The organism is Nocardioides sp. 616, assembly GCF_002930065.1.
GTDB classification, from domain to species: Bacteria; Actinomycetota; Actinomycetes; order Propionibacteriales; family Nocardioidaceae; genus Nocardioides; species Nocardioides houyundeii.
In genome coordinates, this window is the sequence record NZ_POAG01000001.1 from 25,867 (window position 1) to 45,947 (window position 20,081).

The following is a 20,081-nucleotide window of genomic DNA, read 5'->3' on the forward strand; positions in this document are numbered from 1 at the left end:
GCTCCCGGTGTCGGCGGAGTGGGTCGTGCTCTGGTCTTCGACGGGGTTCTCAGCGCTCACGCAAAGCCTTCTTCCACAGCCCCCGCGGGGGCACCTCGACACGGAGAGGGTCGCGACCTTCGTGGAGCACGCGACCCAGAGGCCAGTTTAGCGGTCCTGAGGCCCTAGACCATGCTTCTCGTCCCCTGAGGGGAGCGATCTGGGGATCAAACGTCCCCCGTGAGGCCCTCCGGAGGCATTTCGCGGCCTTTCCAGGGGCTTGGATGACTCCCTGTACGTCCTGGGGTGGCCCGGATCGGCATATCGCCGATCCCAGCCTCAGCCGTAGGTGTCGCGCGGACCCCGGCCACGCGTGGAGCGCAGCCCCTTCTTCCACGAGGGGAGATTGGGGCCCAGGACCTCGATGATCGCCACGGTCCCGTCGCCCAGCTCCTCGTTGAGCCGACGTACGACGGTGGGCGCCAGCATCCGCAGCTGGGTCGCCCAGGCCGTGGAGTCGGTGCGGACCACGAGCTTGCCCTCGGTCAGCGTCTCCGGGGTGCAGTGCGCGCCGACCTCGGCGCCCACCAGCTCCGACCACCGGGCGAAGACCCCCTGCACCTGCAGGTCGAAGGCCCAGCCGTGGTTGGTGACCAGGCGGTCCAGGGCGCTGCCCAGCAGCTGGGGGTCCCGATCGTCGGGGTGCGCGCCGGAGCTGCGGGGACGGACCCGGCGCCGGAACTCGCCGCTGCTGCCGGTGCCGGACCCCTTCCCCGAGCCCTTGCGGCGCGCCGGCTGACCCGGGATCCGGGCCGCGGCGCGGGCTGCGGAGCGGGCCAGGTCCAGGCCGTCGTCGCGCCGCTGCGGGGCTGCGTCGTCGGGGCGCTCCTCCTCAGCCACGGCGTACCTCGCCGTCGGCCACGTGGAACCGCACCCCGGCCAGTGCCTCGGGGACGTCAGCCTCCACCGCGGCCGTCACCAGCACCTGCTCCGCGCCGGCCACCAGCTCGGCCAGCTGCTGCCGGCGACCGGTGTCCAGCTCGGCGAAGACGTCGTCGAGGATCAGGATCGGGTCGTCGCCGTCGTTGCGCAGCAGGTCGTAGGAGGCCAGCTTGAGCGCCAGCGCGAACGACCAGGACTCACCGTGCGAGGCGTACCCCTTGACCGGCAGCCGCAGGTCGCCGTTGCCCAGCGTCAGCACCAGCTCGTCGCGGTGCGGGCCGACCAGGGAGATGCCCCGGTCCAGCTCGTCGCGCCGGCGCCGCTCCAGCTCGGCGAGCAGTGCCTGCTCCAGGTCGGGACGGCTCAGCGCCGCGGCCTCCGCCGGGCTGCCCAGGTCGAAGCTGGGCTTGTACTCCACCTCGGCGTCGTCGCGGGACGCCCCACGGGCCACCGCCTCGTAGGCCTTGCCGACGTACGGCGCCAGCGCCTGCACCAGGGCGATGCGCTGGGCCAGCAGCTCCGCGCCCACCTGGGACAGGTGGGTGTCCCACACCGACAGGGTGGAGAGCGCAGCCTCCGCCGAGGGTCCACCGCGGCGCGCGCTCCCGGCGGTCTTGAGCAGCGAGTTGCGCTGGCGCAGGATCCGGTCGTACTCCGCCCTCGTGCCGGCCAGCCGCGGGGTACGCAGCACCAGCAGGTCGTCGAGGAAGCGCCGCCGGTCGCTCGGGTCGCCCTTGACCAGGGTCAGGTCGTCGGGGGAGAAGACCACCGTCCGCACCAGGCCCAGGATCTCGCGCGGCCGGGGGAGGTGCGACCTGTTGATCCGGGCCCGGTTGGCGCGCCCGGGGTTGAGCTCGACCTCGAGGGTGGCGGCGCGCCCGTCCTTGACCACGATGGCGCGCACCAGCGCCTGGTCGCTGCCGGAGCGGACCAGGGGAGCGTCGCTGGCCACCCGGTGGGACCCGAGCCGAGACAGGTAGTCGATCGCCTCCACCAGGTTGGTCTTGCCCTGGCCGTTGCGACCGATGAAGGCCGTGGCGCCCGGAGCCAGCTCGACGTCGATGTCGGCGTACGAGCGGAAGTCGTGGAGCGCGAGGTGCGAGACGTGCACGAAGCCTCTTGTCTAGCTCTCGCCGGTCTCGGTCGCGCTGCCGGCACCGGCCTGCTCGGAGGTCTTGCTGATCTCGGGGTCGTGCTTGCCCTCGACGTCGCCGCCTTTGGGCGCCTCGGTCTGCATGGCGTGGCCACCGAACTGGTTGCGCATGGCGGCGATCGCCTTCATCGCGGGGCTGTCGTCCTGGCGGGAGACGAACCGGGCGTAGAGCGCGGCGGTGATCGCCGGGGTCGCCACCGCGTGCTCGATGCCGGCCTCGACGGTCCAGCGGCCCTCGCCGGAGTCCTCGGCGTAGCCGCGGATCCCCACCAGGCCGGGCTGCTCGTCGAGGGCGGCCACCAGCAGGTCCAGCAGCCAGGAGCGGATCACGGTGCCCTCGCGCCAGGAGCGGAAGACCTCGGTCACGTTCTCGACCATGTCGACCTTCTCCAGGAGCTCCCAGCCCTCGGCGTAGCTCTGCATGATCGCGTACTCGATGCCGTTGTGGACCATCTTGGAGAAGTGGCCGGCGCCGACCTTGCCCGCGTGGACCGCGCCGAACTCGCCCTCGGGCTTGAGGGCGTCGAAGGCCGGCTGCACCTTGGCGACGTCCTCTCCGGATCCGCCGTACATCAGGGCGTAGCCGTTCTCCAGGCCCCAGACACCCCCGGAGACACCGCAGTCGACGTAGCCGATCTCGCGCTCGGCGAGGGAGGCGGCGTGCTCGAGGTCGTCGGTCCAGCGCGAGTTGCCGCCGTCGACGACCACGTCGCCGGCCCCCAGCAGGTCCCGCAGCTGCCCGACGGTCTCCCGGGTGGGGCCGCCCGCGGGCACCATCACCCACACGACCTTGGGGGAGGGCAGCTTCTCGACCAGCTCGGCCAGCGACGCCACGTCGCTGACTCCCGGGTCCCGGTCGTAGCCGATCACGGTGTGGCCCCCACGACGGAGCCGCTCCCGCATGTTGCCGCCCATCTTGCCGAGGCCGACGAGTCCGATCTCCATGCGCGCTGCTCCTGTTCGTGGGTGGTGGTCGCCGTCGACCCCTACGACAGGAGTCTCCTCGGCATCAGCAGGTAACGGAAGGCGCTGTGGTCGCCGGCGTCGGTGCTGGAGATGACCACCGGCTTGGTGGCCTGGGTGAAGGACAGGTTGACCTTCTCGCCGTCCAGGGCGGTGAGCCCGTCGAGCAGGTACGTCGGGTTGAAGCCCGTGACGACCTCCTCACCGGTGATCTCCGCCTCGATCGCCTCGGTGGCCTGGGCCTCGTCCCCGGACTGGGAGTCGAGCACGACCTCGCCGTCGGCGAACTTCATCTGCACCGCGGTGTTGCGCTCGGCCACCAGGGCGACCCGCTTGACGGTGTCGATGAGCTCCTGGCGGTTGACCGTCGCCACGGTCAGGTGCTCGGCGGGGAAGAGGCTGCGGACCTTGGGGAACTCCCCGTCCAGCAGCCGGGTCGTGGTGCGGCGTACGCCGTCGCTGCCGGAGCCCTCGAAGCCGATGATGCCGTCGCCGCCGGCTGGGGAGATCGAGATGGTGACGTCCCCGCTCAGCGTCTTGGCGGTGTCGCTGAGCACCTTGGCCGGCACCAGTGCGGCCAGCGACGCGTCGGTGGCGTTGGGGCGCCAGGTCAGCTCACGGTGCGAGAGCCGGAACCGGTCGGTGGCCAGCAGCGACATCGAGTCGCCCTCGATCTCGATGCGGACCCCGGTCAGGACCGGGAGCATGTCGTCGCGGCCGGCGGCGGTCACGGCCTGGGAGACCGCCCGGGCGAACTCGTCGCCCTTGACCACACCGCTGGGCGGGGGCACGACCGGCAGGGTGGGGTAGTCCTCGACGGGCATGGTCTGGAGGCTGAAGCGACCGGAGCCGCACTTGATCTCCAGCTTGTTGCCGGTGACCTCGCAGTCGACCGGCTTGTGGGGGAGGCTGCGGCAGATGTCGGCCAGCAGCCGTCCGCTGACCAGGACCCGGCCGTCGTCGGAAACCTCGGCGCGCAGCTCGGCACGGGCGGAGGTCTCGTAGTCGAAGGACGACAGGACCAGGCCGTCGTCGCTCGCCTCGATCAGGAGCCCCGCGAGCACGGGAGCACTGGGGCGCACAGGGAGGCTGCGTGCAGCCCAGGCGACGGCGTCGGCGAAGACGTCGCGTTCGACGCGGAACTTCACTTCGTTCCTCCGGATCTTGTTATTCGACTGCGTGGAGCCGAATCCTGCCATGCCACCGGTCCCGGTGTCCCCGAGGTGTCCGGAGCGACCCTCGGCCAGTAACACCTCGGAGCCGGGATTTCGGGTGTCATCCCCAGGTTGGCGGCGAAGTGATGGTTGTGAGGAATCGATGACATGGATAGGTGAGTGGTTGTCATAGGGGTTGTGCAAACTGTGGATAACCGGTGTTTTCGCAGGTCAACGCGGATTTGTTCGCAATTCTGTCCTGTGGAGGGAGTGTGCAGGCACTGGTGCGGGCTGTGGGGCCGGCGATGGGCTCCGGGTGACTCGCCCCGTGAGTGCACAGGCCTGTGGAGGAATCGTGGCCTTTGACCACAGGTGGTTCAACAGGGTGGGAACCACAAGAATCCGCACTCGTTCAGCTCGCCCTGGCCTGCATCTTGATGCGGTTGGTGAGCTCGCTGACCTGGTTGAAGACCGCCCGACGCTCGGCGAGCAGCTGGTTGATCTTGCGGTCTGCGTACATCACCGTGGTGTGGTCCCGGCCGAACTCCTTGCCGATCTGCGGCAGCGACATGCTGGTGAGCTCGCGGCACAGGTACATGGAGATCTGGCGGGCGAGCACCAGGTGGCGTCCGCGGCTGGGGCCGGTGAGGTCGTCGATGCTGACCCCGAAGTACGCCGCGGTCTGGGCGATGATGAGCGGTGAGGTGATCTCCGGCTCGCCGCCCTCGGGGATGAGGTCCTTGAGCACGATCTCGGCCAGGGTCATGTCGACCTCCTGGCGGTTGAGGTTGGCGAAGGCCGTCACCCGGATGAGGGCGCCCTCGAGCTCGCGGATGTTGGTCTGGATCTTGGAGGCGATGAACTCCAGCACGTCCGGCGGTGCGGTGAGCCGGTCCATCGCCGCCTTCTTGCGCAGGATCGCGATCCGGGTCTCGAGGTCGGGAGCCTGGACGTCGGTGATCAGGCCCCACTCGAACCGGTTGCGCAGCCGGTCCTCGAGCGCCTCGAGCAGCTTGGGGGGACGGTCGGAGGTCAGCACGATCTGCTTGTTGGCGTTGTGCAGCGTGTTGAAGGTGTGGAAGAACTCCTCCTGCGTCTGCGTCTTGCCCTCGAGGAACTGGATGTCGTCGATCAGCAGCACGTCCACGTCGCGGTAGCGCCGCTTGAACCGGTCCTGTCGGTCGTCGCGGATCGCGTTGATGAACTCGTTGGTGAACTCCTCGCTGGAGACGTAGCGCACCTTGGCGCCGCTGTAGAGGCTGCGGACGTAGTGGCCGATCGCGTGCAGCAGGTGCGTCTTGCCCAGGCCGGACTCTCCGTAGATCAGCAGCGGGTTGTACGCCTTGCCCGGCGCCTCGGCCACCGCCACCGCCGCGGCGTGGGGGAACCGGTTGGACGAGCCGATGACGAAGGTCTCGAAGGTGTACTTGGGGTTGAGCCGGGTCTCCATCGCGCTCGTGCCGCTGGGGTGGTCGCGACGGTCGGAGTCGAAGTGCTGCTGCGGCAGCTCCACGACGTTGGAGATGTCCCACCGATTTGTCGACATATCGGTTTGTGGCCTGATCGACTCGTCAGGCGGTGTGTGCACCGGCGGTCCCACTTGGTCGTCGAGCGCGGGGTTCACCGTGACGGCGATCCGGATCTCGCGGCGGAAGCGGTCACTGAGGGAGTCCTCCAGCTGGGCGCGGAGGCGCCCTTCGAGCTGGCCCCGGGTGAAGTCGTTGGGCACGGCGATGATCGCGGTGCTCTCGTGCAGGGTGACGGGCTCACTCGCGCGCAACCAGGCCCGTTGGTTGGGCTGGAGCTGGTCGACGACGCTGCGCCAGACCGTGCTGAGGTCGACCGGGTCGTTCTCCACGTGTTCCCCTCGTCATGGCGGTCGTGGCCGAGTGTCAGTCCACAACTTTATCCACAGGTTGTGCATCTTGCCCCTTATTGGGGAGGTCTTCATGCTGGCCAGGGGGACCGAATTCCCTCACAACGCTGTTTCCGCTGGTCAGAGCAGGTTTTGCGGAGTCCGCGCCCAAGCTCCGGGGGAGCCTGATCATCACGCGAGGAGGGCGTCGAGACACCCTCTGGCCGTCGCAAGGTAACAAGCGCCGAAGCCTGGGAGCAAGACGTCATCCACAGGCTGGGTATGGTCCCTGTGGATGACGATCCGCGCTGGTTTGACCCTGAATCTGGTCAGCGCGTACCGTTGCAAGGTCGCCCGACGTCCGCTCGTGGTCGACCGGTGCCGCACGTCCACGGAAATTCACGCCAGTCCAAGGGTGTGTGCCGTGGGGGGGCGGTGCCTGCCGAAGTTTGGCGCAGGACATCCCCGCCGGAGTGGACACCCGCACAGAGACAACATCGGAGAATTTCGTGAGCAAGCGTACGTACCAGCCGAACAACCGCCGCCGTCACAAGGTGCACGGTTTCCGCCTGCGCATGCGCACCCGCGCCGGCCGCGCCATCCTTTCCGCGCGCCGCCGCAAGGGGCGCAAGGAACTGGCAGTCTGACGCCTGCCCACGACGAACCGACTTCTGCGGCCTGCGTCGTGCTCCCCCGCTCCGCGCGTCTTACTCGTGGTGAGGGCTTCAGGAGTGCGGTCCGCGCAGGTCGCCGTGCCGGCTCCCGGTCGTTGGTCGTCCACTGGCACGCCGCCGAGGACGGTCCGGCACCGGTCCAGATCGGTTTTGTCGTGAGCAAGGCCGTCGGCAACGCCGTGGCCCGCAACCTCGTGAAGCGTCGTCTTCGCAACCTGACCCGAGAGCACCTCACGGAGCTCCCGGGTCGTGGTGTGCTCGTGGTACGTGCCCTACCCGCCGCGGCCCAGACGTCGTACGCCGACCTGGGTCGCGACCTGAGCCGAGGGCTCGATCGCGTGCTCGGGGCTCGGAGCGGCACGTGAAGTACCTCCTGATCGGCCTGCTGCGTCTGTACCGGGCGTTCATCAGTCCCCTGTACGGCCAGGTCTGCCGTTATCACCCGACCTGTTCGGCGTACGCCCTGGACGCAGTTCGGGAGTACGGCAGTATCAAGGGCAGCTGGTTGGCAGTACGGCGGCTGGTGCGCTGCCACCCGTGGTCTCCTGGGGGCTACGACCCCGTTCCTCCTCGCACCTCCGTGAACCCCACTCCGACTCAAGGAGCTTGAGTGCTCGACTTCTTCGGTGACATCGGCGGCGCCATCATGACGCCGCTGTACTACATCATCTCGGTGGTGCTGGTGGGTTTCCACACCCTCCTGAGCAACGTGGGGCTCGACCCGCAGGGTGGTGCCGCGTGGGCGCTGTCCATCGTGGGCCTGACGCTGGTGATCCGGGCCGCCCTGATCCCGCTGTTCGTCAAGCAGATCAAGTCCAGCCGGAACATGCAGCTGATCCAGCCCAAGGTCAAGGAGCTGCAGAAGAAGTACGGGCATGACCGGGAGCGCCTCGCCCAGGAGACGATGGCGCTCTACAAGGAGGCGGGGACCAACCCCTTCGCCTCCTGCCTGCCGATCCTGCTGCAGATGCCGATCTTCCTGGCGCTCTTCCGGCTGCTCGACCAGGCCGCCAAGAAGGGCAAGTCGCACGGCGTCCTCACCGAGGAGCTCGCCAGGGACTTCGGGCAGGCCGAGCTGTTCGGCCGCGTCCCCCTCGCCGACACCTTCCTGCAGGCTGACGGCTCGGTCGCCGTCATGGCGTTCGCGGCCGTGCTGGTGCTGGCCATGACGGCCACCACCTTCTTGACCCAGCGTCAGCTGATGAGCAAGAACATGCCCGCTGACGCGCTGTCGGGGCCCTACGCCCAGCAGCAGAAGATGCTCCTCTACGTGCTCCCCGTCGTCTTCGCCGTCGGTGGTATCGCCTTCCCGATCGGTGTGCTCCTCTACTGGACGACGTCGAACCTGTGGACCATGGGCCAGCAGTTCTACGTGATCCGCAACAACCCCGCCCCGGGGACGCCGGCCTTCGCGGCCAAGGTGGAGCGGGACAAGGCCAAGGCGGTGCGCAAGGGCACGTCGCCCGTCGCCACCGAGGCGGAGGCGGCTCAGGAGATCCACGAGCCGATCCAGCGCCCGGCGCCCAGGCAGCAACCCAAGCGTCAGACGAAGTCTCAGCGCAAGAAGCGCTGACCCCCACTGTCGGCGCCGCGAGGCCGCCATCCCTACCCAGCAGGAGACCCGCGTGAGCGAGAACCAGAACGACGTGCAGCCCGGTGACGCAGTCGACGAGACGCTTGCCGACGTCCGGGAGCAGTCCGACGGCCCGACGCGGCCGAGCAAGGTGGAGCGGCTGGAGGCCGAGGGCGACATCGCGGCTGACTACCTCGAGGAGCTGCTCGACATCGCGGACCTGGACGGGGACCTCGACATGGACGTGGACGGTGACCGCGCGTCGGTCTCCGTGGTGGGTGCCGACCTGTCGATGCTGGTGGGGCGCGAGGGACAGGTGCTCGAGGCCCTGCAGGAGCTGACGCGGCTCGCCGTCTACCGCGAGACGGGCGAGCGGTCCCGGCTGATGCTGGACATCTCCGGCTACCGGGCCCAGAAGCGCGAGGAGCTGGAGGCGCTTGCCGCCACGTTGATCTCCGAGGTCCGGGCCTCGGGGCAGCGTGTCGAGCTGGAGCCGATGAGCTCCTTCGAGCGCAAGGTGGTCCACGACGCCGTGACGGCGGCCGGGCTGGTCTCGGAGTCCGAAGGCGCGGAGCCGAGCCGCTACGTGGTGATCCTCCCCGAGTGAACGCATTGGTTTCACGTGAAACCGCGGCGTCGTCCGCGGAGCCACCCCCCTTGCCCCCGATGCCCGAGGTGGCTCGGGGGGTGTTCGCGTCCGAGCGCCTCCCGCTGTTGCAGGCGTACGCCGGTCGCCTGGCCACGGACGGCGTGGTCCGGGGACTGATCGGCCCCCGGGAGGTTCCCCGCCTCTGGGACCGGCACCTGCTGAACTCGGCGGTGCTGAGCAGCGCCGTGGGGCCCGAGGTGCGCACCGTGTGTGACATCGGATCCGGCGCCGGGCTCCCCGGCCTGGTCTTGGCGATCCAGCGCCCGGAGCTGACTGTCACGCTCGTCGAGCCCCTGCTGCGCCGCACCACGTTCCTGTCCGAGGTCGTGGGCGAGCTGAACCTCGACAACGTCGAGGTGGTGCGGGCTCGGGCGGATGCCCTGCACGGGTCACGGTCCTTCGACCTGGTGACCTCACGGGCTGTGGCACCCCTGGGGCGGCTCCTGGAGTGGTCGATGCCCCTCGTGGCCGCTCAAGGAGCTCTGCTGGCGCTCAAGGGGTCCTCCGTGGCAGACGAGGTCTCCGCGGCTGCCGCGACGCTGACAGCGTTTGGATGCGCGGAGCCGGAGGTGCTCCACCTGCCCGGCGTCGGGGACAGCCCGCCTACCTTCGCGGTACGGGTTTCGTGGGCTGATCCGAGCACGCTAACGTTGCGACCGGTTCGCCGCGGCGGCAAGCCGGGTAAACGGAAGAGCACTCGTGCTCGGCGTGCCGGGCCGCACGGCGGCTCGTGAATCAGCTCCGTACGGCGGAGACAGTGAAGTGAAGGCGGACGCTGTGCCCGCTGGACATGCAGCGCGAAGGGGTCTGGCGTGAACGATGGTGACCTGACGGCTCCAGGCCGGCCAGAGTTATCCACCGGTCCAGGAGGGTCCCCTGAGCGTGACTCTCCACAGATCGGGCGGAGTTATCCACAGGCTGGGGATTTCGCTGGGGATGTTGGGGAGGAGCGCGGCGACGCCACGGCTGGGCGTGTTTCACGTGAAACGTCGCTGTCGCCAGTTCCGGCCTCCGCGTCGAAGTTCTCCGACAGAAACCCTGTTTCACGTGAAACGTCGAACCACCTGGTCGATGTGCTGCTCAGCACCCCGCCCGTGCCCCATCCCTCAGACACCGGGAGCTCTTCGCCAGTGACCTCGCCCCAAGAACCCTCTGCGACGACCGGATCGAATGTTTCACGTGGAACGGGCTTCCGCACCGCGGCGCAGATCGCGGAGCAGGACACCACGGCCTACGACAACAGCACCCCGCTGGCCCGGGCGGCCGAGCATGTGGTGATGGCTCGCCAGGGCGCCCTGGGTCGCCAGCAACCCGCCCGCCCGGATCACACCCGCGTGATGGTGGTGGCAAACCAGAAGGGCGGAGTCGGCAAGACCACCAGCACCGTGAACCTGGCGGCGGCGATGGCGCAACTGGGGCAGCGAGTGCTGGTGATCGACCTGGATCCCCAGGGCAACGCCTCGACCGCGCTCAACATCGACCATCACCGTGGCGTTCCGTCGACGTACGACCTGCTGGTGGACGGCGCTGCCCTGGCCGACATCACCGCGCCTTGTCCCGAGCTGCCCAACCTGGTGGTCTGTCCGGCCACGATCGATCTCGCGGGGGCGGAGATCGAGCTGGTCAGCGTGGTGGCTCGCGAGAACCGGCTGCACAAGGCCATCCAGGCTCATCCCCTGGTAGGAGACAGCACGATCGGCGATGAACGCTTCGACTACGTCTTCATCGACTGCCCGCCGTCGCTGGGCCTGCTGACTCTCAACGCCCTGGTTGCGGGCGCGGAGATGATGATCCCGATCCAGGCCGAGTACTACGCACTCGAAGGGCTGGGACAGCTGCTTGAGACGGTGGCGATGGTCAAGGCGCACCTCAACCCGCGGCTCGACGTCACCACGATCCTGATCACGATGTACGACGCTCGCACGCGACTCGCCGCCGGCGTGGCGGAGGAGGTGCGCGAGCACTTCGGGAGCACCGTGCTGAAGACGATGGTGCCGCGCTCGGTCCGGGTCTCCGAGGCGCCGTCGTACGGTCAGACTGTGATGACCTACGATCCGGGTTCACCGGGCGCCCTCAGCTATCTGGAGGCAGCCCGCGAGATCGCCGTCAAGGGAGCACCCGCCGCATGAGCAACCCCAAGTCCCCCCGCCGAGGCCTCGGTCGTGGTCTGGGAGCCCTGATTCCTACGGCTCCGGCGGCCCAGCAGCCCCCCGAGCAGGACTTTGAAACCGCGCACGGGGCAGATCCGTTCGCTGGGGGCCTGGATTCGAGAGTTTCGGCTGCAGCTCCGCAGTTGGTGGGCGTGGCTGAGGGCATCGCTGACGATCAACCGGTCTCGGTTGTCCCCTCCTCCCCCGCCTCGGGGGCCGACGAGCCTCCCTTGGCCGCATCGGGTGCCTACTTCAAGGAGCTGCCCATCGGGGCCGTGCGGCCCAACCAGTGGCAGCCGCGCCAGGTCTTCGAGGAAGAGGCTCTGAGCGAGCTGGTCCACTCGATCACCGAGGTGGGCCTGCTCCAGCCGGTGGTGGTCCGCGAGACGGAGCCGGGCTCGTACGAGCTCATCATGGGCGAACGCCGCTGGCGCGCGGCTCAACAGGCCGGTCTGGAGCTCATTCCGGCGATCGTGCGGGAGACCGACGACTCGGACATGCTCCGGGATGCCCTCCTGGAGAACCTGCACCGCTCCCAGCTCAACCCCCTGGAGGAGGCGGCCGCCTACGGTCAGCTCCTGGAGGACTTCGGCTGCACCCACGAGGAGCTGGCCCAGCGCATCGGTCGGTCCCGCCCTCAGATCAGCAACACGTTGCGGCTGCTCAATCTGAGTCCCGCAGTGCAGCGCCGCGTGGCGGCCGGAGTCCTGTCGGCCGGACACGCACGTGCGCTGCTGGGTGTGCACGACGGTGAGCAGCAGGACCGCCTCGCCCAGCGGGTGGTGGCCGAGGGCATCAGTGTCCGGGCCCTCGAGGAGATCGTGTCCCTGGGCGATCCCACCCGTCCCGAGCGTGCCCCACGGCGCAACCGTCCCGTCGCCCCCGGCCTGACCGAGCTGGCGAGTCGGCTCGGTGACCGGTTCGAGACCAGGGTGAAGGTGGACCTGGGCAAGTCCAAGGGCAAGATCACCGTCGAGTTCGCGTCCATGGAGGACCTGCGCCGCATCGTCGACGTGATGGATCCGCGCAACCGGGACGATCGTCCCATCTGAGGGAGCCTCCCAGGACGATTCTGAGGGGGTGGGGGCGCCTTCGGAGTTCTCCCAGAACGATTCTGAGCCGAGTCAGGGTGCTACTGGCCCCGCTCAGATCGCCCTGGAGCGCTGAGAATTGCCCTAGGAGAGCCCTCGGAGAGCCCTCAGAGCGAGCAGAGCCGCCACTTCAGGGGCTATTACCCGACAAAGGGATAAAACACTTTGTCGACAAAGCGCTTTATCGGCGAACCGGTTCAGCTACTTGTTGGCACCGGATGCCTTGCGAGCTGCAGCCCGGCGCTGGGCCCGCTCCCGCTTCTCCTGCTCGTCCAGCTCCGCCGCACGCTCCAGGGTGGGAGCGGAACCGCCGTGGCGTGCCGGCAGCCACCAGGAGCCGGGGGGCTGCTCCTCGGCGGGATGGCGGGCGATCGTCTCGTCGAGCAGGGCCGACATCACCGCGTGCAGCTCGGCAGTCTCGGCTGCCGGGTCCGCACCGGTCGGGTGCAGCGGCTCGCCGACCGTGATGGTGATGCTGCGTCCCCGCGAGAAGTCGCGCGGGTGGTCCTTGGTGAAGATGCGCTGGGTGCCCCACAGCGTGATCGGCACGAGCGGCACCCCGGCGTCCGCGGCGATCCGCACCGCGCCGTTCTTGAACTCCTTGAGCTCCAGCGCCCGGGAGATGGTGGCCTCGGGGAAGATCCCGACCAGCTCACCGGCCTTGAGGTAGCGGACCGCCTCCCGGAAGGAGGACATGCCCTCGCCACGGTCCACCGCGATGTGGTGCATCGAGCGCATCACCGGCCCGCCCACAGGATGGTCGAAGACCTCCTTCTTGGCCATGAACCGCACCAGGCGGCTGCGCTCGGCCATGTGGGCGGCCAAGCCGCCGTAGATGAAGTCGAGGTAGCCGATGTGGTTGTAGGCCAGCAGCGCCCCTCCCTCGGCCGGGATGTGCTCGGTCCCCTTGATGTCGAACGACTGGCCCAGCAGGCGGAAGCCGGCCTTGGCGGTCATGATGATCGGGGGATAGCTGATGTCCCGCATGTGGGAGGGCTCCTGGGGTCGAGGGGAAGGGCTGCAGCAGCCTAGAGCAGGGGCGTCAGCGACGGGTGGCGAGGAAGTCGGCAATGCGCCCGATGGCCTCCTCCAGCACGTCGGTGTCGGGCAGGGTCACCAGCCGGAAGTGGTCGGGGGTGGGCCAGTTGAACCCGCTGCCGTGGGTGACCAGGATCTTCTTGGCACGGAGCAGGTCGATGACGAACTTCTCGTCGTCGGTGATGTCGTAGACCTCGGGGTCCAGCCGGGGGAAGCAGTACAGAGCACCCCGCGGCTTCACGTTGCTCACCCCGGGGATCTCGTTGAGGAGGCGGTGGGCCAGCATCGACTGCTCGTAGAACCGCCCACCGGGACCGATGAGCTCCTCGATCGACTGATAGCCGCCCAGGGCGGTCTGGATCGCGTGCTGGGCCGGCACGTTGGCGCACATCCGCATGTTGGCGATCAGGGTGAGACCTTCGAGGAAGTCCGAGGCGAGCTCCTTGGGACCCGAGATCATCACCCAGCCGGCGCGGTAGCCGCAGACCCGGTAGGCCTTGGAGAGGCCGCTGAAGGTCAGCGTCAGCACGTCGTTGCCGGCGTACGTCGCGGTGTGGTGGTGGACGGCGTCCTCGAAGAGGATCTTCTCGTAGATCTCGTCGGAGAAGATCACCAGCTCGTGCCGGCGGGCGATGTCGACCATCGCCTTGACCGTCTCCTCGGTGTAGACCGCACCGGTGGGGTTGTTCGGGTTGATGATGACCATCCCGAACGTGTTCTCGGTGATCTTGGCCTCCATGTCGGCCAGATCGGGGTTCCAGTCGTTCTCCTCGTCGCACCGGTAGTGCACCGGCGTGCCGCCGGCCAGGGTGACCGCGCCGGTCCACAGCGGGTAGTCCGGGGCGGGCACCAGGATCTCGTTGCCGTCGTCGACGAACGCCTGCAGCACCATCGAGATCAGCTCGGAGACGCCGTTGCCGATGAAGATGTCTTCGACGCCGACCTCCCGCAGCCCGTGGGACTGGTAGTAGTTCATCACCGCGGTCCGCGCGGAGTAGATGCCCTGGCTGTCGCTGTAGCCCTGGGCGTCCGGCAGGTGGTGGATCATGTCGGCGAGGATTGCCTCGGGCGCCTCGAAGCCGAAGGGTGCGGTGTTGCCGATGTTGAGCTTCAGGATCCGGTGCCCCTCAGCCTCCAGGCGCTGGGCCTCCACGAGGATCGGGCCTCGTACGTCGTACCGGACTCCGCGGAGCTTCTTGCTCTGTTTGATGGGGCGCACGCGTGCATCCTCTCACCGGGCCCACCACCCCTAGCATGGATATGTCGAGGCTCGGTCAGGCAGAGTGCGGCGGAAGGGAGCAGAAGCGATGTCTCGCAAGGTCGTCCGGCTGACGGTGGACCATCTCGCCCAGCTCGACGAGCACCTGCGCACCTGCCTGCGCTGGCAGCTCGACGCCGTGGCGATCTCCCGCGTCGAGGCGGGCCAGGAGGCGGCCGAGGTGGAGGCGTGGCTCTCCGGCGTGCTGCGGGAGTGGGGTTCGTGCGGGCGCGCCGTCCTGGTGGACGGCGTACCGGTGGGAGCGGCCGTCTACGCCCCGCCGTGGTACCTGCCGGGGCTGGCCGCCCTGCCCACGGCGCCCCCCTCGCAGGATGCGGTAGTGCTGGCCAAGCTGTACGTCGCGGAGGCGTTCCGGGGGCAGGGCCTGGGCCGGATGCTGATCCAGGGCATGGCCCGGGACCTGGTGCTCCGCGAGACCGTGGCGGTGGAGGCCTTCGGCCGGAACCGGCCCCAGCCCGGCTCGTGCCTGCTGCCCGTTGAGTTCCTGGGAGCGGTGGGCTTCAAGACGCAGCGGGCGCACCGCACCGTGCCGCGGATGCGGATGGAGCTCCGAACCACCCGGACCTGGAAGAGCGAGGTCGAGCTGGCCGTGGAGCGCCTGTACGGTGCCGTGCGCCCGGCGTTGTCGCCGCAGAGGCTGAAGCCTCAGGCGAAGGGGAGCCTCAGATCAGGTCCGCGAGCTCCTTGAGGATCGCGGCCTTGGGGCGCGCACCCACGATGGACTTCACGACCTCGCCACCCTGGTAGACGTTGATCGTCGGGATGCCGGTCACGCGGTAGCTGGCCGGGGTGACGGGGTTCTCGTCGACGTTCATCTTCAGGAAGGTCATCTTGTCGCCGTGGGCGCCGGCGATCTCGTCCAGGATGGGACCGACCTGGCGGCACGGGCCGCACCACTCCGCCCAGAAGTCCACCAGGACGGGCTTGTCGGACTTGAGGACCTGGGTCTCGAACTCGGCGTCGGTCACTGCGGGCATGTTGGACATGTGGTGGTTCCTTCCGGGGCGGAGGGTGGTGCAGGGATGCTCTGGTCAAGTGAACACGGCAGGGGGGACAGATTGTTCCCCCCTCGCGGGTGGAGCGCCGCTCAGGCGTCGGCGGGCTGGATCTCCTCCGCCACGACCTCCGCGGTCTCCTCCGCGGACCCCGCGATGGAGGCGGCGTGGTCGAGCATGGCGATGTAGCGCTCGGCGTCCAGGGCGGCCGCGCAGCCGGTGCCGGCGGCGGTGATGGCCTGGCGGTAGTGGTGGTCGACCAGGTCGCCGGCCGCGAAGACGCCGGCGACGTTGGTCGCGGTGAACGGGTGGTTCACCACCACGTAGCCGTCGTCGTCCAGGTCCACCTGGCCGGTCAGCAGCTCTGAGCGGGGGTCGTGACCGATCGCGATGAACAGGCCGGTGACGGCCAACGGTCGCTGCTCGCCGGTGACGGTGTCGCGCAGGGTGACCGACTCGAGCCGGTCGGCGCCGTTGATCTCGGCGATCTCGGAGTTCCAGACCATCTCGAGCTTGGGGTCGGCCAGCGCGCGCTCCTGCATGATCTTGGAGGCACGGAGCTCGTCGCGACGGTGGATCAGGTAGACCTTGGAGGCGAACCGGGTCAGGAAGGTCGCCTCCTCGATCGCGGAGTCACCACCACCGACGACGGCGATCTCCTGATCACGGAAGAAGAAGCCGTCGCAGGTCGCGCACCAGGAGACGCCCCGTCCGGAGAGCTCCTCCTCACGGGGGAGGCCGAGCTTGCGGTAGCCGGAGCCGGTGGCGAGGATCACGGAGCGGGCGGTGTAGGTGGTGTCAGCGGTCTTCACGACCTTGACGTCGCCGGTGAGGTCGACCTCGATCGCGTCGTCGGGGACCAGCTCGGCGCCGAAGCGCTCAGCCTGCGCCCGCATCTCGTCCATCAGCGCCGGGCCCATGATGCCCTCGCGGAAACCGGGGAAGTTCTCGACCTCGGTGGTGTTCATCAGGGCGCCGCCGGCGGTCACGGAGCCCTCCAGGACGAGCGGCTCCAAAGCGGCCCGGGCGGCATACACGGCTGCGGTGTATCCGGACGGGCCGGAGCCGATGATGATGACGTTGCGGGTCTGGGTGTCGCTCATTGCGCGGTGCACTCCCTCAAGGGTCGGAGTTCAGGATCCTGGGGCGCCGGGCGTCCCACGAGATATGGAACCGATGGTAGGTCAGGGTTGTTCCCCTCGCGGCCCGGCTCAGGGGGCGGGAAGCAGCGCCGAGGCCACCGGGCGGTCCGACTCGCACCAGTAGACCCGGGCCCGCTGCTGATCGCCTCGGACCGGCCCGAGCACAGCCACCGCCGCGACGCCGTCCAGGCTCACCAGGAACCGTTCACCCTGCGCCGGTGGCAGGCAGTCCATGGCCGCCAGCCGCTTGGCCGGCTGCGGCTGACCTGCGGCGCGCAGCAGCACCAGGTCGCGCTCCAGGGAGTCGCTGCTCAGGGCGGCGGCACCGGTGAACGGGGCGGGGGATTCGCCGCGCTGGTCCTGGCCCGCCTCGGGGTCCGTCGCAAGCGCGCCTGCTCCGTCGTCGAGCGACGGCCCGGCGTCGGAGGTCGCCATGTCGTTCTCGCTGCCGTCCAGGGTGGGCAGCGACCCCACGGCCACCCCGCCGACGACGACGGCGGCCGCCGCTGCCACCGACCAGGCCAGCACCCGACGCCGTCGATGGGGCAAGGGCACGACCTGGGCCTGGGACGGGCGCTCCGTGGGGTCATCCCCGGGCTCGCCACCGGTCGTCGGGCGCTCCGCGACCAGCCCGGCCAGCGTCTCGTCCAGCCGCGCGGTGACCGCGTCCGGGACGCCCGCGGTCACCCGCGACGCGGCGAGCAGCCGACGTACGGCGTCGTGCTCGCCGTCGTCGGGGACGGGGCGGGCCTGGGGGTCGGGATCGTCGGTCATGGGTGCACCTCCTCGGGTCCTGATCGGCTCTTGCTCGGGTGTTCGGCTGGGGTGGACGCCGGCGTGGACGTTGGGGCGGACGGCGCGTCGGGCGCCAGCGCCCCCGGGGTGGGACGCCGGGCGGTGCCCGTGGGTTCCGGGCCGTCCCCTGTCGGTGGGCCGCCCGGACCCAGGAGGGGGCCGAGCAGCGTGGCCAGCCTGGCCCGGCCTCGTGAGCAGCGGGACTTCACCGTCCCCTCCGCGCAGCCCAGGATCAGCGCGACCTCCGAGATGCCGAACCCCTCCATGTCCACCAGGACCAGGGCGGCCCGCTGGTCCTGGTGCAGCTGGGCTAGGGCATCGAGGACCAGCTGCCGCCGTTCCTGGTCGAGGACGGAGTCCACCGGGTCCACCGCGTGGGCCGAGGCCAGGCTCCCTCGTGCCGCGTGCTCCTCCAGGTCGTCGGGCAGCGCGGTGGTGGCCCGCACCTTGGCCGCCCGGATCCGGTCCAGGCAGGCGTTGACCACGACGCGGTGCAACCAGGTGGTCACCGCGGCCTCGCCCCGGAAGGAGGCCGCCCGGCGGAACGCCGCGACCATGCCGTCCTGCAGCCCGTCCGCGGCGTCGGTGGGGTTGCCCATGGTCCTCAGGGCGACCGCCCAGAGTCGATCCCGGTGCCGGGCGAAGAGCTCACCGAAGGCGTCAGGGTCTCCCGCCACGTGAGCGGCCAGCAGGTCGGAGTCCGAGCGGCGACTGCCGCTCCGCGATGTCACCCCCGGACCTCGACCTCGGCGATCTCCCCGCGGAACCCGCCCGCCGCCTCCGGGAGAGCGGTGAGCCACACGGTCACGAACTGTCCGGTCACCTCGGGGTCGAGGGTGATGGTGATGGTCTCAGGATCCGAGCCCGTCCCAGCCGGTGCGAGGCCCTCGAGGGAGGTGGGGGCGGTGTCGGTGACGTAGACCTGGGCGTCGGTGCTGCCACCGACCACGCTGATCGCCACCTCGCCCACCGCCTGCGGCTTGCCGAGGTCCAGCACCAGTCCCACACCCGTCTTGAGACCCCCGGGGCCGAACTGCTGGTCGTAGGTGCTGGTGCGCCACCGGGTGGCCTGGTCGCCGTCGACGGCCAGGGGCGCCAGCTCGGGGTACTCCTCCTGAGGGTCGCCCTGGGGGTCGAAGTCGTCGGCGACCAGACCGGTCAGGGCGGACAACGAGGTCTCCTGCTTCGCGGTCGAGTCGTCATCCGAGTCGTCGTCCCCACCCAGGCCACTCATGCCTCCCAGCTGGTAGGCCGCGACCACGATCAGCAGCACCAGTGCCGCGAAGCCGACCAGCATGGCCAGCCGCAACCAGCCCCGACCCGGCACCTCGGCCGGCGGGACCGGGCGCAGCACGCCGGAACCGCTCCCGGTCAGCCCGTGACCCGTGCCGTGACCGGTGCCGTGACCGGTGCCCTGACCGGTGCCCTGACCCGGGGAGGTGTCCCAGGGCCAGTACTGCCCGCCCTCGGGCGCGGGGCGCGGCGCACGGGGGCGCCGGGCGGGTTCGCCCTCGCCCGGGTCAGGGGCGAAGAGGGGACGCTCGGCGGGGGTGTCGAAGGGAGGAGGCGGCGCGGGGCGGTGGGCGCGAGCCCGGAGCCACTCCACGTCCTGGTCCCCGTCGTGGAAGACCGGCATCCCGGCCTCGGTCGGGAGCTCGGTGATGCCGGCGGGCGAGGGCTGGGGGTGCGCGGCGCCGTTGGTCGACGGGCCTGCGGTGTGCTCCGGTCCCTGCGGCACAGCAGGGCTCGGGGGCTGGCCCTGCGCCTGCTGCGCCTGCTGCGCCGCGAGACCTGTCACCGGCAGCATGCCGGTCGCCGCTGCGCCGAGGAACTCCTCCAGCGCGTCGCGGATCCCGGCCGCGCTGGTGAGGTCGTGGGTGCCCCGGTGCCCCAGACCGCTCAGGCCCGCGGGCAGTCCGCTCGGGCGCCCGTCGTCGGCCGACGACAGCACCACCTCACACAGCACGTCGAGCGGACGGGGGATCCCGGCGCGCACCTGGCGGGGGCGCAGGGGGTGTCCGGCCACCTGCGGCGCGGGGTCAACGCGGGTCGACGTACGACTGGGCCACTTGCCGGTCAGGGCGGCGTACAGCAGGGCCGCGAGGTCGATGACGTCCTCGGCGATGCGGTGCGGCGGCAGGGCATGGAGGGCGGCGTCGACGGCGAAGCCGATCACCCGGACCTGTCCGTTCTCGTCGACCAGGACGTTCTCGGGGATCAGCCGACCGTGGGCCTTGCCCGCGGCGTGAGCCACGGCCAGGGTGTCGGCCACCTCGGCCACCAGCCACGCGGCTCGTCGCGGCGAGAGCGGGCCCTGCTGGGCGAGCATGTTGTCCAGGGACTCACCCGATCCCCACTCGTTGACCACGAAGCAGACCCGGTCGTCCCGGTCGGCGTCCAGCACCCTCAGGTTGCGCCGGTCCACCAGGGCCGCGGAGCGACGTGCCGCGTCCATCAACGCCGGCTCGCGGTCGTCGCCGGCCGCGATCAGGTGCACCGCCACCTGGCGCTGCAGCACCTCGTCGTGGGCGCACCAGAACCACCCGCCCTCGGTCTCGTTGAGCAGGTCGACCATCCGGTAGCGGCCGGCAAGGAGGTCACCGGCGTGGATCGACGCGGGCACGGTCCTCCAGTCGCAGGGGTAGTGGT

General features: G+C 69.8%; 21 protein-coding genes. 9 read left to right on the plus strand and 12 right to left on the minus strand.

Annotation, left to right across the window (positions count from 1 at the left end):
* Positions 1–318 precede the first annotated feature (318 nt).
* From C5H89_RS00135 to dnaA, 5 genes are all read right to left on the minus strand, one after another.
* Entirely contained in the window at positions 319–879 is a 561-nt protein-coding gene (locus C5H89_RS00135; RefSeq protein WP_104105089.1) for a DciA family protein, read from the minus strand.
* The gene (recF, locus tag C5H89_RS00140) at positions 872–2,032 is read right to left on the minus strand and encodes a DNA replication/repair protein RecF (protein WP_104105090.1); all 1,161 of its coding nucleotides are present in this window, start codon (positions 2,030–2,032) and stop codon (positions 872–874) included. Before recF ends, C5H89_RS00135 begins: the two co-directional genes overlap by 8 nt.
* Positions 2,033–2,044: 12 nt before the next feature.
* A complete protein-coding gene (gnd, locus tag C5H89_RS00145) occupies positions 2,045–3,019 on the minus strand; it encodes a phosphogluconate dehydrogenase (NAD(+)-dependent, decarboxylating) (protein WP_104105091.1) in 975 nt (324 codons plus the stop codon).
* Positions 3,020–3,060: 41 nt separating this feature from the next.
* The gene (dnaN, locus tag C5H89_RS00150; RefSeq protein WP_104105092.1) at positions 3,061–4,185 is read right to left on the minus strand and encodes a DNA polymerase III subunit beta; all 1,125 of its coding nucleotides are present in this window, start codon (positions 4,183–4,185) and stop codon (positions 3,061–3,063) included.
* Positions 4,186–4,603: 418 nt separating this feature from the next.
* Positions 4,604–6,049 (minus strand): chromosomal replication initiator protein DnaA, encoded by a 1,446-nt coding sequence (dnaA, locus tag C5H89_RS00155; protein WP_104105093.1) that lies wholly within the window; start codon positions 6,047–6,049, stop codon positions 4,604–4,606.
* A 506-nt stretch (positions 6,050–6,555) separates the two neighbouring features.
* Here dnaA and rpmH point away from each other — a divergent pair.
* From rpmH to C5H89_RS00195, 8 genes are all read left to right on the plus strand, one after another.
* Entirely contained in the window at positions 6,556–6,693 is a 138-nt protein-coding gene (gene rpmH / locus C5H89_RS00160; RefSeq protein ID WP_104105094.1) for a 50S ribosomal protein L34, read from the plus strand.
* A gap of 38 nt (positions 6,694–6,731) precedes the next feature.
* A complete protein-coding gene (gene rnpA / locus C5H89_RS00165; RefSeq protein ID WP_104105095.1) occupies positions 6,732–7,085 on the plus strand; it encodes a ribonuclease P protein component in 354 nt (117 codons plus the stop codon).
* A complete protein-coding gene (gene yidD, locus C5H89_RS00170) occupies positions 7,082–7,330 on the plus strand; it encodes a membrane protein insertion efficiency factor YidD (protein WP_104105096.1) in 249 nt (82 codons plus the stop codon). Before rnpA ends, yidD begins: the two co-directional genes overlap by 4 nt.
* Positions 7,331–8,293, plus strand: a complete 963-nt coding sequence (gene yidC / locus C5H89_RS00175; RefSeq protein WP_104105097.1) for a membrane protein insertase YidC — start codon at positions 7,331–7,333, stop codon at positions 8,291–8,293. It abuts the gene before it with no gap.
* A 151-nt stretch (positions 8,294–8,444) separates the two neighbouring features.
* Positions 8,445–8,900 carry a R3H domain-containing nucleic acid-binding protein gene (locus C5H89_RS18650; RefSeq protein WP_240181621.1) on the plus strand — a complete coding sequence of 152 codons (456 nt, stop codon included), beginning with the start codon at positions 8,445–8,447 and terminating at the stop codon, positions 8,898–8,900.
* Between the two features lie 80 nt (positions 8,901–8,980).
* Positions 8,981–9,676, plus strand: coding sequence for a 16S rRNA (guanine(527)-N(7))-methyltransferase RsmG (gene rsmG, locus C5H89_RS00185; RefSeq protein WP_240181613.1), 696 nt, complete (start codon positions 8,981–8,983; stop codon positions 9,674–9,676).
* A gap of 78 nt (positions 9,677–9,754) precedes the next feature.
* Entirely contained in the window at positions 9,755–11,071 is a 1,317-nt protein-coding gene (locus C5H89_RS19535) for a ParA family protein (RefSeq protein ID WP_345840631.1), read from the plus strand.
* Entirely contained in the window at positions 11,068–12,144 is a 1,077-nt protein-coding gene (locus tag C5H89_RS00195) for a ParB/RepB/Spo0J family partition protein (protein WP_104105099.1), read from the plus strand. Before C5H89_RS19535 ends, C5H89_RS00195 begins: the two co-directional genes overlap by 4 nt.
* Positions 12,145–12,384: 240 nt before the next feature.
* On the opposite strand, the gene C5H89_RS00200 is transcribed toward C5H89_RS00195, so the two are convergent.
* Both C5H89_RS00200 and C5H89_RS00205 read right to left on the minus strand, forming a co-directional pair.
* The gene (locus C5H89_RS00200; protein ID WP_104105100.1) at positions 12,385–13,170 is read right to left on the minus strand and encodes a lysophospholipid acyltransferase family protein; all 786 of its coding nucleotides are present in this window, start codon (positions 13,168–13,170) and stop codon (positions 12,385–12,387) included.
* Between the two features lie 55 nt (positions 13,171–13,225).
* On the minus strand, positions 13,226–14,440 hold the full coding sequence (locus C5H89_RS00205) for a pyridoxal phosphate-dependent aminotransferase (protein ID WP_104105101.1): 1,215 nt from the start codon (positions 14,438–14,440) through the stop codon (positions 13,226–13,228).
* Positions 14,441–14,528: 88 nt separating this feature from the next.
* On the opposite strand from C5H89_RS00205, the gene C5H89_RS00210 reads away from it, so the two are divergent.
* Positions 14,529–15,188, plus strand: a complete 660-nt coding sequence (locus C5H89_RS00210) for a GNAT family N-acetyltransferase (protein WP_104105102.1) — start codon at positions 14,529–14,531, stop codon at positions 15,186–15,188.
* On the opposite strand, the gene trxA is transcribed toward C5H89_RS00210, so the two are convergent.
* From trxA to C5H89_RS00235, 5 genes are all read right to left on the minus strand, one after another.
* Positions 15,163–15,486: a thioredoxin gene (trxA, locus tag C5H89_RS00215; protein ID WP_101525933.1), complete on the minus strand. Its 324-nt coding sequence runs from the start codon at positions 15,484–15,486 to the stop codon at positions 15,163–15,165. The two genes, C5H89_RS00210 and trxA, sit on opposite strands and share 26 nt — an antisense overlap.
* 101 nt (positions 15,487–15,587) lie before the next feature.
* Entirely contained in the window at positions 15,588–16,598 is a 1,011-nt protein-coding gene (gene trxB / locus C5H89_RS00220) for a thioredoxin-disulfide reductase (RefSeq protein ID WP_104105103.1), read from the minus strand.
* Between the two features lie 108 nt (positions 16,599–16,706).
* The gene (locus tag C5H89_RS00225) at positions 16,707–17,411 is read right to left on the minus strand and encodes a hypothetical protein (protein WP_104105104.1); all 705 of its coding nucleotides are present in this window, start codon (positions 17,409–17,411) and stop codon (positions 16,707–16,709) included.
* On the minus strand, positions 17,408–18,163 hold the full coding sequence (gene sigM / locus C5H89_RS00230) for an RNA polymerase sigma factor SigM (protein WP_104105105.1): 756 nt from the start codon (positions 18,161–18,163) through the stop codon (positions 17,408–17,410). The genes C5H89_RS00225 and sigM overlap by 4 nt, the downstream gene beginning before the upstream one ends.
* Positions 18,160–20,055, minus strand: coding sequence for a protein kinase family protein (locus C5H89_RS00235; RefSeq protein ID WP_104105106.1), 1,896 nt, complete (start codon positions 20,053–20,055; stop codon positions 18,160–18,162). Before C5H89_RS00235 ends, sigM begins: the two co-directional genes overlap by 4 nt.
* Positions 20,056–20,081 lie beyond the last annotated feature (26 nt).

Coding starts and splice junctions, on each gene's coding strand:
- gnd (WP_104105091.1), bottom strand. CDS start 3,019: ATGGAGATCGGACTCGTCGGCCTCGGCAAGATGGGCGGCAACATGCGG.
- C5H89_RS00195 (WP_104105099.1), top strand. CDS start 11,068: ATGAGCAACCCCAAGTCCCCCCGCCGAGGCCTCGGTCGTGGTCTGGGA.
- C5H89_RS00200 (WP_104105100.1), bottom strand. CDS start 13,170: ATGCGGGACATCAGCTATCCCCCGATCATCATGACCGCCAAGGCCGGC.
- C5H89_RS00210 (WP_104105102.1), top strand. CDS start 14,529: ATGTCTCGCAAGGTCGTCCGGCTGACGGTGGACCATCTCGCCCAGCTC.
- trxA (WP_101525933.1), bottom strand. CDS start 15,486: ATGTCCAACATGCCCGCAGTGACCGACGCCGAGTTCGAGACCCAGGTC.
- trxB (WP_104105103.1), bottom strand. CDS start 16,598: ATGAGCGACACCCAGACCCGCAACGTCATCATCATCGGCTCCGGCCCG.
- C5H89_RS00225 (WP_104105104.1), bottom strand. CDS start 17,411: ATGACCGACGATCCCGACCCCCAGGCCCGCCCCGTCCCCGACGACGGC.